Annotated in this window: 11 protein-coding genes; 8 read left to right on the top strand and 3 right to left on the bottom strand. The window is 70.2% G+C overall.

What is annotated here, in order from left to right; all coding sequences use genetic code 11:
* Window positions 1-37 precede the first annotated feature (37 nt).
* A complete protein-coding gene (locus STRIP9103_RS13765) occupies window positions 38-1,054 on the bottom strand; it encodes a Gfo/Idh/MocA family protein (RefSeq protein ID WP_048820243.1) in 1,017 nt (338 codons plus the stop codon).
* Window positions 1,055-1,192: 138 nt separating this feature from the next.
* On the opposite strand from STRIP9103_RS13765, the gene STRIP9103_RS13770 reads away from it, so the two are divergent.
* Window positions 1,193-1,879: a DUF6215 domain-containing protein gene (locus STRIP9103_RS13770; RefSeq protein WP_048820244.1), complete on the top strand. Its 687-nt coding sequence runs from the start codon at window positions 1,193-1,195 to the stop codon at window positions 1,877-1,879.
* 51 nt (window positions 1,880-1,930) lie between these two features.
* The gene (locus tag STRIP9103_RS13775; protein WP_009310147.1) at window positions 1,931-2,395 is read left to right on the top strand and encodes a hypothetical protein; all 465 of its coding nucleotides are present in this window, start codon (window positions 1,931-1,933) and stop codon (window positions 2,393-2,395) included.
* A gap of 21 nt (window positions 2,396-2,416) precedes the next feature.
* Here the strand turns inward: STRIP9103_RS13775 and STRIP9103_RS13780 are convergent, their stop codons facing one another.
* Window positions 2,417-3,583 carry an acyl-CoA dehydrogenase family protein gene (locus STRIP9103_RS13780; protein WP_009310156.1) on the bottom strand — a complete coding sequence of 389 codons (1,167 nt, stop codon included), beginning with the start codon at window positions 3,581-3,583 and terminating at the stop codon, window positions 2,417-2,419.
* A gap of 89 nt (window positions 3,584-3,672) precedes the next feature.
* Window positions 3,673-4,896, bottom strand: a complete 1,224-nt coding sequence (locus STRIP9103_RS13785; RefSeq protein ID WP_009310153.1) for a CaiB/BaiF CoA transferase family protein — start codon at window positions 4,894-4,896, stop codon at window positions 3,673-3,675.
* 582 nt (window positions 4,897-5,478) lie between these two features.
* On the opposite strand from STRIP9103_RS13785, the gene STRIP9103_RS13790 reads away from it, so the two are divergent.
* The 6 genes from STRIP9103_RS13790 (at window position 5,479) to STRIP9103_RS13815 (ending at window position 14,007) form a co-directional block, all read left to right on the top strand.
* Window positions 5,479-6,567, top strand: a complete 1,089-nt coding sequence (locus STRIP9103_RS13790) for a LacI family DNA-binding transcriptional regulator (RefSeq protein ID WP_009310142.1) — start codon at window positions 5,479-5,481, stop codon at window positions 6,565-6,567.
* 155 nt (window positions 6,568-6,722) lie between these two features.
* Entirely contained in the window at window positions 6,723-8,120 is a 1,398-nt protein-coding gene (locus STRIP9103_RS13795; protein ID WP_009310141.1) for an ABC transporter substrate-binding protein, read from the top strand.
* A 1-nt stretch (window position 8,121) separates the two neighbouring features.
* Entirely contained in the window at window positions 8,122-9,051 is a 930-nt protein-coding gene (locus STRIP9103_RS13800; protein ID WP_009310149.1) for a carbohydrate ABC transporter permease, read from the top strand.
* Window positions 9,048-9,980, top strand: a complete 933-nt coding sequence (locus STRIP9103_RS13805) for a carbohydrate ABC transporter permease (RefSeq protein WP_009310151.1) — start codon at window positions 9,048-9,050, stop codon at window positions 9,978-9,980. Before STRIP9103_RS13800 ends, STRIP9103_RS13805 begins: the two co-directional genes overlap by 4 nt.
* Before the next feature lie 39 nt (window positions 9,981-10,019).
* Complete coding sequence (locus tag STRIP9103_RS13810; RefSeq protein WP_009310155.1) at window positions 10,020-12,182, top strand: beta-galactosidase; 2,163 nt, start codon at window positions 10,020-10,022, stop codon at window positions 12,180-12,182.
* Between the two features lie 19 nt (window positions 12,183-12,201).
* Complete coding sequence (locus STRIP9103_RS13815; protein ID WP_009310150.1) at window positions 12,202-14,007, top strand: RICIN domain-containing protein; 1,806 nt, start codon at window positions 12,202-12,204, stop codon at window positions 14,005-14,007.
* Window positions 14,008-14,045 lie beyond the last annotated feature (38 nt).

Here is a 14,045-nt window from a genome sequence, read left to right on the forward strand (position 1 = left end):
TCTGGCGATACGCCACCCGGCGGCTCCGGAAGGCTCGTCAGCGGTACAGGACGGGGCGTTCGTCGAGTTCCACCTCGACGCGGCGGCCCTCGGTCTGGGCGCGGACCCCTGCCTCGCAGACCGCGGCCACGGCGTAGCCGTCCCAGGTGCTGGGCCCGGTGACCTCACCGCGGCGGGTGGCGTCGACCCAGGCCTGGACCTGACGGTCGTAGGCGTCCTCGAACCGCTCGATGTAGCCGGGGGTGACCGTGCCGCCCCAGCGTCCGGCGGTGCTGACGAGCAGGTCGTGCCGGTCGCCGATGCGGGCCGTGCCGTTCTCGCAGACGGCCTCGGCCTGAACCTGGTAGCCGTAGCGGGCGTTGAGGTGGATCTCGACGTCGACGAGGACGCCGCCGTCGGTCTCGAAGATCACGAACTGGGGGTCGAGGAGGCCTTCCGGGGCGTTGCGGGAGGGGTGGGGGCGCAGCACCGTGACGGCGGTGATCTCCTGACCGAGGAGCCAGCGGGTGACGTCCATCTCGTGGGCCACGGAGTCGTTGATGATCATGGCGTTGGTGAAGCCGGGCGGGGCGGCGGCGTTGCGGTGCCGGTTGTGCAGCATCAGCGGACGGCCGAGTTCCCCGCTGTCCAGGAGAGCCTTGAGCCTGACGTACTCCTGGTCGTAGCGGCGCATGAAGCCCACCTGGACCCTGCGGTGGCCCAGCCGCTGCTCGGCCTCCAGTACGCGCCGGGCGGAGGCGGCGTCGGGGGTGAGGGGCTTCTCGCACAGGACGGGCAGGTCGTGTGCGAAGGCGGTGAGCAGGGCCGCCTCATGGGCGGGGCCCGGGGAGGCGATGAGCACGGCGTCGACGCCCGGCGAGGCCAGCGCCTCGGCGGCGTCGGCGAAGGCGGCGCAGCCCGCCGAGGCGGCGACCGCCTCGGCCCGGTCGATGTCGACGTCGACGACGGCGGCCACATGGGCGCCGCTGGTCACCTCGCTGATCCGGCGTACGTGGTCGGCGCCCATCCGGCCGGTGCCGATGACCGCGACACCGAGTGAGCTCTGCTGAGACATGCCGTTCCTTCGTGTCGTGGGGTCGTGCGACGGGTTGGCGACCATAATCCTGTTTCTCCATGAAACGATCACGGGTTAGGCTCCCCCGGCACACGATCCGGTGCGCGCGGCAAGGTGGGGGAAACGGTCGTGGGGGACATGGTCGGCGAAGCGGCCGAATCCAAGAAGGGCATGGGCGCGGGGGCCCAGGCGATCTCGGCGGTGGTGCTGGTGGGGGCGCTCTGCGGGGGCATGTTGGCGATGCAGCACGTCCTCGACGACACACCGGGCGGACGTGATCCGGCCGTCTGCTCGACATCGGACGACGCCACGCCCGCGTCGCGGCACGTCACCGGGGCGCAGTTGTGCACCGCGCTGAACCGCCCCGACCTGCCCACCCTTCTCGGCACGCCGAGGGAGCAGGCCCAGACCGCCTCCGGCAGCGAAAGCTCTGTCAAGCTCGCCGACGGCGCCGAGTACGACACCCCCGAGGCGACGGTCGCATTGGAGAGCCACACCGTGAAGCTCTCGGCGTCCTTCGACGATCTCCCGGTCGCCGAGTCGGTCGACTACCTCGGCGAGTCGGCACAGCCGAAGACGGTCCTCGGCCATCCCGCGGTCCTCTACTCGGGCCAGACCATCGCCCTCACGTTCAACAACGGCAAGACCGAGAGCGGCCCCGGCAGCATCGCCCGCCGCCTCCTGGTCGCCGGCACCCCGAAGGACGACGGCACGTCCTTCGAACTCGTCATCTGGCGCGAGGACGGCGTGCTCCCGGACGACGCGGCGCTGTTCCGCATGGCCGAGGAAGTACTGCCGACGATCCCGGGCTGGAACGCCGGCTGAGAGATGGAGCGGAGCCATCGGTATGTCGGCCCGGCGGAGCTGAGAGAGCGTGTGCGGCCCGGCGACGGCGGTCGGCGGATCGGCGCCGCGGCCGACTTCGAAGCCTGGGTCGCGGAGCGGTCCGCCGTGGAGTTGGCCGAGCCGTTCACCTTCGTGGTCGGGGTGGACGGCGTGCTGCGGCTGGCGGCGCGCCGCAGCGAGCATGTGATCTGTGCGGGCGGGGAGCCGGTGCTGAGCGCCGGCGAGATGGCCTTCGTGCGCGGGTCGGACGGCTGGGCGGTGGGCCAGGTCAGCAACCAGTCCACCGGGTACTGCCCGGACATCGGCTCCTGGCCGGCGGTCGCCCGGGCCCTGGCTCGGGCAGGGCTCCCGCACCCCGACGGTTTCACCCACGAGGTGGTGTTCCGGCGCTGCCCCGGCTGCCAGGAGCACAACATCGTGCGTGAGGGCGACTTCGTCTGCGTCTTCTGCGAAAGCGATCTGCCCGAGGTGTGGAACGTCGACCCCACCGCCTGAGCCGCTCGGCGCGGCCGGATCTCAGACGTCGAGGCCGCCTCGCTTCACCAACTGGCCGGCGATGATGTTGCGTTGGATCTCGTTGGTGCCCTCGCCGACGATCATCAGGGGGGCGTCGCGGAAGTAGCGTTCGACGTCGAACTCGGTGGAGTAGCCGTGACCGCCGTGGATGCGGAGGGCGTTGAGGGCGATCTGCATGGCGGTTTCGGAGGCGAAGAGCTTGGCCATGCCCGCTTCCATGTCGACGCGGCGCCCGGCGTCGGCCTCGCGGGCGGCGTAGAGGGTGAGTTGGCGGGCGGCCGTGAGGGACGTGGCCATGTCGGCGAGGTGGTTGCCGATGGACTGGTGCTGCCAGATCGGCTTGCCGAAGGACTCCCGTTCCTGGGCGTAGGCGAGCGCGTCCTCCAGGGCCGCGCGGCCGACGCCCAGGGCGCGGGCGGCGACTTGGAGACGGCCGGTCTCCAGGCCCTTCATCATCTGCGCGAAACCCCTGCCCTCGACACCGCCGAGTACGGCGTCGGCCGGGGCCCGGTGGTCGTCGAAGGACAGTTCGCAGCTCTCCACGCCCTTGTAGCCGAGCTTGGGCAGGTCGCGGGAGACCGTGAGACCGGGGCCGTGTTCGACGAGGAGGACGGAGATGCCCTTGTGGGCGGGCTCGGCGTCCGGGTCGGTCTTGCAGAGCAGGGCGATCAGGCCGGAGCGCCGGGAGTTGGTGATCCACGTCTTCGTCCCGTTGACGACATAGCCCCCGGCGTCCTTGCGGACGATCGTGCGCATGGCCTGGAGGTCGGAGCCGCCGCCCGGCTCGGTCAGTGCCGTGGTCGCGCGGACCTCGCCGGTGGCCATCCTCGGTAGCCAGCGGCGCTTCTGTTCCTCGGTGCCGAAGCGCAGCAGCAGCTTGGCGACCACGGTGTGGCCGCCCATCGCGCCGGCGAGACTCATCCAGCCGCGTGCCAGTTCCTCGGTGATCAGTACGTAGCAGGGGGTGGAGACGGGGGTTCCGCCGTACTCCTCGGGGACGGCCAGGCCGAAGACGCCGAGCCGTTTCATCCGCTCGATCAGCGCCTCGGGGTAGGTGTCGCCGTGCTCCAGCTCCCGCACGACCGGCTTGACGTCCTGGTCGACGAAGTCGTGCACCGTGCCGACGACGAACCGCTCTTCCTCGGACAGGATGTCCAGTGTGCTCATGCCGTGACGCTCCTCGTCGCGTGGCCCGGCCCAGGCCCGTCAGCACCGTTGTTCAGCGGGATGGTTCAGCAGGGTTGTAGCGGGGTGGTTCAGACGGCTCCCTCGGCGCGCAGACGGGCCATGTCGTCGGCGTCGTAGCCGAGTTCGGCCAGGATGGTGCCGGTGTGCTCGCCTGCCGCCGGTACGGCGTCCATGCGGGGCGGTACGCCCGCGAGGTCGGCTGGTGGGACGAGGGCCGGTACCTCTACGCCGCCGGGGATCGCCACGTCGCGCCAGCGGTCCCGGGCGCTGAGCACGGGGTGGGCCAGGAACTCCTCGACGTCGTTGACACCGGCGTTGGCGATACCCGCCTCGTCCAGCAGTTTCATCACCTCGGCGCTCGTGGACCGGGCGAACCGCTCGGCGACGACGGCGTTCAGTTCCCTGCGGTGGGTCACGCGGGCGGAGGCGGTGGCGAAGCGCGGGTCGTCGACGAGGCCCGGGGCCCCGAGGAACCGTTCGCACAGGGCGACCCATTCGCGTTCGTTCTGGATGGAGAACAGGACGTCCTTGCCGTCGGCGCAGGTGTAGGCGCCGTACGGGGCGATGGTGGCGTGCTGGGTGCCGATCCGCGGGGGCTGGGTGCCGCCGAAGCGGGTGTAGTAGGCGGGCTGGTGCATCCACTCCGCGAGCGCCTCGAACAGCGAGACCTCCACGCTCCGGGCGACACCGGTGGTGGCCCGGGTGAACAGGGCGGTGAGGATGCCGGAGTAGGCGTACATGCCGGCGGCGATGTCGGCGACCGAGATACCGACCCGGGCGGGCTCCTCCGGGCCGCCGGTGAGCGAGACCAGGCCGGTCTGGCACTGCACCAGCAGGTCGTACGCCTTGCGGTCGGACCAGGGGCCGCTGGAGCCGTAGCCGGTGATCGAACAGGGGATCAACAACGGGAAGCGTTCGCGCAGGGCCTCCGCGCCCAGGTCCATCCTCGCGGCGGCTCCCGGCGCCAGATTCTGCACGAACACATCGGCACGTCCGAGGAGCTGCTCCAGGATCCGCCGCCCGGCCCGCGACTTCAGGTCGAGGGTCAGGGACTCCTTGGACCGGTTGAGCCACACGAAGTAGCTGGACTCGCCGTGCACGGTGGTGTCGTACCGGCGGGCGAAGTCGCCACCTCCGGGGCGCTCCACCTTGATCACGCGGGCGCCGAGGTCGGCCAGTTGCCGGGTGGCGTAGGGCGCTGCGACCGCCTGCTCGACGCTGACCACGGTGATCCCCGCGAGGGGCGGCGACGGTGGCGGGGCTGCGGGCGGCTCGGTCAAGCGCTCGGTCATGCGATGGCCTCCGGGGCGGGGCTTCGGACGGGCTTCGGGACGGGCTTCAGGACAGGCTTCGGCAACGGCCTTCGGGACGGGCTTCGGGCTTCTCCGGCGTCGGCGATGCCGAGTCTGCTGCCGAGTAACATCATGGGCGCTCAGGAGAAGGTGAGTGAAATGGTGTGACCGTCCGGTGCCGTGCGCCGAGGCGGCGGCGCACACGTTCCTCAAGCTCGCGCCCGGCCACGCTCTGCGCGCGCTCATCGACGCCGCCGCGGCGCCGAGGACGTCGCGAGCGGCACGCTCGGCGTCGGGGCCCGGCCGCACGTCGCCACCCATCGCGAGGCCCGGCACGCCATCGCCGAGGTGACCTTCGCATGAGCCGGAGCGAGCCCTGATGTCACCGGACCGCGGCGCCACCCCGCCCCGCGTGTGACGTACACGTTTCGAACTCTTGTCGCGGATACGTCCCGACCTCTTGACGCCGCCCTTATGACTGCGTAGACATGACAGCGCAGACATGACTACGCAGTCAGCCGACGGGCGGCCGGTCGGTGTCTGACATCATTGGCTCGAACGTACGGTCAACCGGGAGACACCATGACGCGAGGAACAGGGCGGGACGGGACCGCCGTGGCGCCCCGCAGCGTGGACGTGGCCCGGCTGGCCGGGGTCTCGCAGAAGACGGTCTCGCGGGTGTTCAACGACGAGCCGTACGTCTCCGCCGAGGTGCGCCGACGCGTCCTCGAAGCGGCCGAGCAACTCGGCTACCGGCGCAACAACGCCGCCCGGGCGCTGGCCTCGGGGCGGACCCGTTCGATCGGCGTGGTGACGCTGGGCACGGCGTTGTACGGGCCCGCGTCGCTGCTGATGGGTGTCGAGCGGGTCGTCCGGGACACGGGCTACGCGCTCCGCGTGGTCAACACGATGGAAGGTGACCCGGCGGGCATCGCCGGCGCCGTGGACTCGCTCCTCGATCAGGGCGTGGACGGCATCGTCATCTCCGAGCCGATCGACGAGCAGGGAGGCGGCAAGTGGGGCACCAAGGACGGCAGTCCGGGCGCGTCCCTCCGTGTCGACGTCCCGGTCCTCATCATCGGCGCGCCGCCCCTCGTCACCGCGCCCACGGTACTGACGGCGGGGGACGGGGCCGATCAGATGGCCCGTACCGCCACCGAGTACCTGCTGGCGCTGGGTCATGCGACGGTTCACCATCTGGCCGGTCCGCAGCGGTGGTTCGCCGCCCGGGACCGGCTGGAGGGATGGCGGGCGACACTGACCGCGCACGGCAGGGACGCGCCGCCCGTCGTCGTGGGCGACTGGTCGGCCGCCTCCGGGTACGAGGCGGGGCGTGAACTCGCCGCGAACGGTGATGTCACCGCCGTCTTCGCCGCCAACGACGACATGGCGATCGGGCTGATCCGCGCGCTGACGGAGGCCGGGCGGCGCGTCCCGGACGACGTCAGTGTCGTCGGGTTCGACGACATTCCGGTCGCCGCCTATGTGACTCCCCCGCTCACCACGGTGCGGCAGCCGTTCGACGCCGTGGCGCAAGAGGGACTCAAGCGTCTGGTGCACACCATCGAGAACCCGGACGCGGACCCCCTGCCGTCGAGCGATCCACCGGTCGACCTCGTGATCCGTACGTCGACCGCGCCGCCGCAGAGCCGGAGCCGTCACCTGAGCTGAGCGGCTGTCTCCGCTCAGCCCCTCCCTTCTCTCCTCATCTCTTTCTCCGTCTTCTCTGTCCGGCCGCTGTCCTCTCCTTCGCGGCCCTCCTCCGACATGCCTCCGCGCGCCCTCGCCAGGCGTGCCGTCACCTTCACCACCGGCGGGAGTTCACCATGCCCAGATTCACACCCATGTCCGCGTCCGGCTCCTCCTCCATGAGCCGTCGGCTGTTCCTCACCACGACGGGAGCCCTGTCGCTCGGCGCCGCTCTCACGGCGTGCGGCGGCGGTGACTCCGGCGGGTCGTCGGCCTCCGCCAAGCCCGTCAGCCAGGCCGACATCGACAAGGCGATGAAGACGCCGACCGAGCTGACGTTCTGGACCTGGGTCCCGAACATCGCCAAGGAGATCGCCCTCTTCGAGAAGAAGTACCCGGCCATCAAGGTCAAGGTGGTCAACGCCGGCCAGGGCACCCCGCAGTACACGAAGCTGCGTACGGCGCTGAAGGCGGGCGACGGGGCCCCGGACATGGTGCAGATGGAGTACCAGGCCATCCCGACCTTCACGATCACCGACAGTCTGCTGGACCTGCGGCCGTACGGCGCCTCCGCGCTGAAGGACAGGTTCGTCGACTGGACATGGGGGCAGGTCAGCGGCAGCGAGGGCGAGGTCTGGGCGATCCCCCAGGACACCGGCCCGATGGGCATGCTGTACCGGAAGGACATCTTCGACAAGCACGGCATCGAAGTCCCGGGAACCTGGGACGAGTTCGCCGAGGCGGCCCGCAAGCTCCACAAGGCCGACCCGGACGTCTATCTGACCAACCTCGCCGCGAACCAGCCCGCCGCCTGGCACAGTCTGCTGTGGCAGGCGGGTGCCAAGCCGTACGTCACCTCCGGCAAGAGCGACATCACCATCAGCGTAGACGACGCGGTGTCGAAGAAGCTCGGCGAGTACTGGGGCGCCCTCGCGAAGGAAGGGGTCATCGGGGTCGAGCCGGACTTCACCGACGGCTGGTACGCGGCCCTGAACAAGGGCAAGTACGCCACCTGGCTCACCGCCGCCTGGGGCCCGGCGTTCCTCTCCGGCTCGGCCAAGGCCACGGCCGGCAAGTGGCGGGCGGCCCCGCTGCCGCAGTGGGACGCGACCAAGCCCAGCTCGGGCAACTGGGGCGGCTCGACCACCGCGGTCATCCGCTCGACCAAGAACCCCATAGCGGCGGCCCAGTTCGCCCAGTTCCTCAACAGCGACCCGGCGAGCGCGAAGATGTTCGCCACCGAGCAGTTCTTCTTCCCGGCGACCAAGGCCCTGCTCACCGACCCGGAGTTCGTCTCCGACGCGCCCTCCTTCTACGGCGGCCAGAAGGTCAACGAGCTCTTCGCGGACATCAGTTCCACCGTGGACGCCTCCTTCCAGTGGCCGCCGTTCCTCGACCAGGCGGCGACCGACTGGACCGAGACCGTCGGCAAGTCCCTCGCCGGCAAGGACGACACGGTCGCCGCGCTCGGCAAGTGGCAGTCGCGCCTCACCACGTACGCGAAGAACCAGGGCTTCACGGTCAAGGGGAGCTGAGATGGCCGACACCACCACGGCCTCTCCCAAGGCCCTGCGCGGGGCCGGTCCACCGCGCCCCGAACGCCGCCACCGCTCGCCGGGACCCCTGTTCGTCGCCCCGTTCATGGTGCTGTTCCTGCTGCTCTTCCTGGCCCCGCTCGGCTACGCCGCCTACCTCAGCCTCTTCCAGGAGCGGCTGATCGGCGGAACCGTCTTCGTCTGCCTCGACAACTACGTCAAGGCCCTGGGCGACGACCAGTTCCTCGGCGGCGTCGGACGCGTGGCGCTGTTCTTCCTCATCCAGGTGCCCGTGATGCTGCTGCTGGCGCTGCTGTTCGCGCTGGCGCTCGACAGCGGTCTGCTGCGGCTCGCCAAGGTGATCCGGCTCGGCATCTTCGTCCCGTACGCCGTCCCGAGCGTGGTCGCGGCGCTGATGTGGGGCTATCTGTACGGCCCGGGCTTCGGCCCCTTCGCCCAGCTCGGCCGGAACCTGGACGTGTCCGTCCCGGACTTCCTCAGCGAGGGCTGGATGCTCGGCAGTCTGGCGAACATCGTGACCTGGGAGTTCGTCGGCTACAACATGATCATCCTGTACGCCGCCCTGCGGACCATTCCCCAGGAGCTGTACGAGGCCGCCGCGATGGACGGGGCGGGCGCCTGGCGGATCGCCTGGTCGATCAAACTCCCGGCGCTGCGGCCCGCGTTGCTGCTCACCCTGCTGTTCTCCGTCATCGGCAGCTTCCAGCTGTTCAACGAGCCGAGCCTGCTGATGAAGATCGCCCCGGACGTGATCACCAGCTCCTACACGGCCAACCTCTACGCCTATTCCCTCGCCTTCACCGGTCAGCAGGTCAACTACGCGGCCACGATCTCCTTCCTCCTGGGCCTCGTCATCGTCGTCGCCTCCTACGCCGTCCTGCTGACCGCGAACCGCAGGAGGACCTCGTGACGACGACAACCCCAACGCCCGAGGTCACGACGGCGGCCCAGCCTCGTGTCGCCGCTCCGCTCGGCCGGCGACGCTCCACCGCCCGCCGCAGCACTCCCCTGACGATCGCCATGCTGGCCGCCCTGGCCTACTTCCTGCTCCCCCTGTTCTGGCTGCTCGTCGCCTCGACGAAGGACACCCAGGACCTGATCAACACCTTCGGCCTGTGGTTCTCGGACACCCCGCAGCTCCTGGCCAACATCAAGGAGACCTTCACCCAGGACGACGGGGTCTTCCTGAACTGGCTGCTGAACACGGTGCTGTACGCCGTCGTCAGCGCGGTCGGCGCCGCGCTGCTGGCGGCGGCCGGCGGGTACGGGTTCGCCAAGTTCCGCTTCCGCGGCGACCGGGCCGCCTTCAACCTGGTCCTCGGCGCGGTCATGGTCCCGACCACCGCCCTGGCGATCCCGACCTATCTGCTCTTCGCGAAGGCGGAACTGGTCAACACCCCCTGGGCGGTGATCCTGCCGTCCCTCGTCAACCCGTTCGGTCTCTACCTGATGCGCATCTACGCCGCGGACGCCGTCCCGGACAGCATCCTGGAGGCCGCCCGGATCGACGGCGCGGGCGAGGCGCGGATCTTCTTCGGGATCGTGCTGCGGCTGCTGGGTCCCGGCCTGGTGACCGTTCTGCTGTTCACGCTGGTGGCGACCTGGAACAACTACTTCCTGCCGCTGATCATGCTCAACGACCCGGACCTGTATCCCATCACCGTCGGGCTCGCCAGATGGGCCGATCAGGCGCAGAACGGCGGGGCGGGCGCCAGCAGCGACATGCTCGCGCTGGTCGTGACCGGCTCGATGATCTCGATCGTCCCCCTGGTCGTGGCCTTTCTGATGCTCCAGCGCTACTGGCAGAGCGGCCTGGCCGCCGGCGGCGTCAAGCAGTGACTCCCCCCACCCTTCTCGTTCCTCCCGGAGGTTTCCTTCATGGCGGCTCTGCCTGCCCGCGTCCTGTTCGGTGCCGCGTACTACCACGAGTACCGGCCCGCCCACGACACCGCACGGCCCGACGAACGCCTCAAGACCGACCTCGATCTGATGGCCGACGCCCAGGTCACCGTCATCCGGGTCGGTGAGTCGGTGTGGTCGACCTGGGAGCCCACGAGCGGCGTCTTCGACCTCGACTGGCTCCAGCCCGTCCTCGACGGCGCACACGAGCGCGGCATCTCCGTCGTCCTCGGGACGCCGACGTACGCGGTGCCGCCGTGGCTGGCCCGCCAGTACCCGGAGATCACGGGCGAGCAGCGCACCGGTGAGCGGATCGGCTGGGGCGCCCGCCAGGAGGTCGACTTCACCCACCCGGCGTTCCGCTTCCACGCCGAGCGCGTCATCCGCAGGATCGTGGCCCGGTACGCCGACCACCCGGCCGTCATCGGCTTCCAGGTCGACAACGAACCCGGCCTGCACCTCTTCCACAACCACGGCGTCTTCCAGCGCTTCGTGGACCATCTGCGCGAGAAGTACGGCGACGTCGAGACCCTCAACCGCGAGTGGGGGCTGGTCTACTGGTCCCACCGGTTGTCGACATGGGCGGACCTGTGGACGCCGGACGGCAACGCGCAGCCGCAGTACGACGTCGCCTGGCGGGAGTTCCAGGCCCGCCAGGTCACCGAGTTCATCGGCTGGCAGGCGGACATCGTGCGCGAGTACGCGCGGCCCGAACAGTTCGTCACCACCTGCATCTCCTACACCCGCCAGGGCGTGGAGGACGACGAGCTGAGCCACCGCCTCGACATCGCCTCCGGCAACCCGTACTACGACATGCAGGACGGCCTGCTGCTGCCCGACCCCACACCGGACGACCACGAGCAGATCTGGAAGACCACCGGGGTGTGGGCGCTGTACCAGACCGCCGACTGGATGTTCTCGTCCCGCCAGGAGCCGTTCCTCGTCACCGAGACCAACGCCGGGTCCATCGGTTTCCCCTGGGACAACCGCCCGGCGTACGACGGCCAGTGGCGCCAGGCCGCCTGGGCGCTCGTCGGGCGCGGGGCCCGGATGATCGAGTACTGGCACTGGAACACGCTGCACTTCGGTGCCGAGACCTACTGGGGCGGTGTCCTCCCGCACACCGGCCGCCCCGGTCGCACGTACGCCGAACTCGCCCGGCTGGGTGCCGAGTTCGACACCGCAGGATCGCTCGTCGCGGGGCTCGAACCGGACGCCGACATCACGATGGTGTACTCGACGCCGAGCAAGTGGCTGATGCAGAAGTACCCGCCCCTGGCGAAGCCGAGCGGCGAGCCGGATCCGGCCGCCTACCACCGCTTCTTCGACCCGTTCTACCGCGGTGCCTTCGACTCCGGCCGCCAGGTCCGCATCGTCCACGCCCGCCAGTTGCACGACCCGCGCGGCGAACGCGAGGGCCTGGCTCCTCAGGAGGCGGTCCGCCGCCATCCCGTCCTCGTCGTACCGGCGTTGTACATCGCCGACGACGCGACGCTCGACTGGTTCGCGGCGTACGCCGAGGCGGGCGGCCATCTGGTCCTCGGCCCGCGCACCGGGTACGCCGACCACGAGGCCCGCGCCCGTACGGAACCGGCTCCCGGGCGGCTCGTGGAGGCCGCCGGCGTCCAGTACGACGAGTTCGGCAACCTGGCGCGCGAGATCCCGGTGCGCCCGACGCCGGGCAGCCCGCTGCGGCTGCCCGAGGGCGCCGCGGCGACCCGCTGGGCGGACGGGCTGACCGTCGACGACGCCGATGTGCTGGCGACGTACGAGCATCCGCACTTCGGCCGCTGGCCCGCGCTCACCACCCGCCGCCATGGCGCGGGCCGGGTCACCTGCGTCGGCACGGTGCCCGACCGCGGCCTCGGCCGGGCGCTGGCCGAGTGGCTGACGCCGACCGCCCGCCACGGCTGGCGCGACCTCCCGGCCACCGTCACCGCGACGACCGGCACCGCACCCGACGGCCGCCGCGTCCACATCGTCCACAACTGGAGCTGGGAGCCCACGAGCGCCCCCGCCCCGGTCGACCTCACCGACGCCCTCAACGGGACCCCCGTCCCCGCGGGCACGGCACTGGACCTCGGCGCGTGGGACGTACGCGTCCTCGTCTCCGGCGGCAGCGCCCCGGACCACAACTCCTGACCGACCCCGAGGAAGAACCATGCGGAGAAGAAGACTCGCCAGAGCACTGGGAACCTTCACCACGGCATCGGCCCTGCTGGCGTTCGCCACGGCCAGTGCGCACGCGTACAACCCGACGGGCGGCACTCTGTACCAGCTCGGGAGTGAGCCGTGTCTGAAGGGGCGGGGCAACTGCGCCGTCTATCCGAAGTCGGCGCAGCTGCCGAGCGGGCGGCTGGTCGCGTCGTTCGAGAAGTCCACGGTCGTGTCGTCCTCGGGCAGTGCCGACGGGCAGACGCTGCCGGTCTACAAGAGCGACGACCGCGGCACGTCGTGGCAGCCGCTGTCGGAGGTGAAGGCACCGGCGTACCTCTCCGGCGACGCCAAGTACGCGAAGTACACGAGCAACTGGACGAACCCGTACCTCTATGTGCTGCCGCAGGACGTCGGCGACCTCAAGCAGGGCACGCTGCTGCTCGCGAGTGTCGTGTCGGGTGACGACTACTACTACAAGGAGCACAAGGCCGCCGACCCCAACTGGACCCCGACCAATGACGGGGACCGCAAGGACCTGGCGATCGCCCTGTACTCCAGCACCGACGAGGGCGCCACGTGGAACGTCGTCAACGTCGTCGCGACGGGCGGCTGGCAGGGCGGCAGCGCGGGCGCGACCGGCCAGAACATCGCCGCCGCGAACACGAACAAGCAGGTGGATCCTCTCTGGGAGCCGTATCTGATGGTCCACAAGGGCCGGCTCGTCTGCTACTACTCCGACGAGAACGACTACATCGGCTTCAACGCGACCACCGGCGTACCGACGCCGGACCCCGCCAACGACACCGCCACGGACTCGCAGGGCCAGATCCTGGTCCACAAGACCTGGGACGGCCGCAGCGCGGCCTGGAGCGCCCCCGTCGTCGACATCGCCGGACTGACCCAGAACATGGGCGGCGGCAAGACGGAGATCGGAGGCGGACGGCCCGGTATGACGAACGTCGTCCGGACGACGGACGGCAAGTGGCTGCTCACCTTCGAGTACTGGGGCGGCGGAGCCAACACCAGGTACGTGCTCGCCGATGACCCGTTGAAGTTCTACCTCGGTTCCGCCACGGGCACGGGCGTCACCGGCCTGCCGCTCGACGCCGGTTCCCGCGCTCTCGCGACGGGCGGCAGTCCGGTCCTCATCAGGCTTCCCGGTGGGCGCCTGGTCTACAACGCCGCCGGCAGCGGCAACGTCTGGGTCAACGAGAGCGGACGCAGCGACGGCGCCTGGAAGGAGTACCAGACGACCTCGCCCGGTGCCTACAGCCGCAACCTGCAGTACGTCGAGGGCACCGGTCGCGTCTCCATACTCAACAACCAGGGCACCTCGACGCTCAGGTTCGCCGAGGTCGATCTCGGCCACTCGGACGGCGCCTACTACCAGCTGGTGAACCGCAGGACCGACCAGGTCATCGGCACCGGGAACAGGACCAATGACGCGAACATCGGCAACGGCGACGTTCCCGACGTCCGTCTGGAGGCCCCCGGTTCGGTGGCGAACGGGGACACCCAGTTCTGGCATGTGGTGACCGAACCGAACGGTGGCGTGACCCTGCTGAACAAGGCGGGTGGCCGCGCGGCGGCCATCTGGACCGGGAACGCCACGGCCGGACAGCGGATCGGCCAGTGGGTCGACAACAGCGCCACGGGCAGCTGGAATCTCGTCAAGACGAGCGACGGGTTCTACAGGTTGCAGTCGGTGAAGAACACGAGCCTGTATCTGACCGGCGCGTCCGCCGGGGCGCCGCTGACCCTGCAGAACGCGGTGTCGGACGGGTCGCAGGACTGGGAGCTCGTCCAGTAGGCCCATGAGCATCCAGTAGGCCCATGAGCACAAAGGGG

The organism is Streptomyces ipomoeae 91-03 (assembly GCF_000317595.1).
In the GTDB taxonomy this organism is placed as follows: Bacteria; Actinomycetota; Actinomycetes; order Streptomycetales; family Streptomycetaceae; genus Streptomyces; species Streptomyces ipomoeae.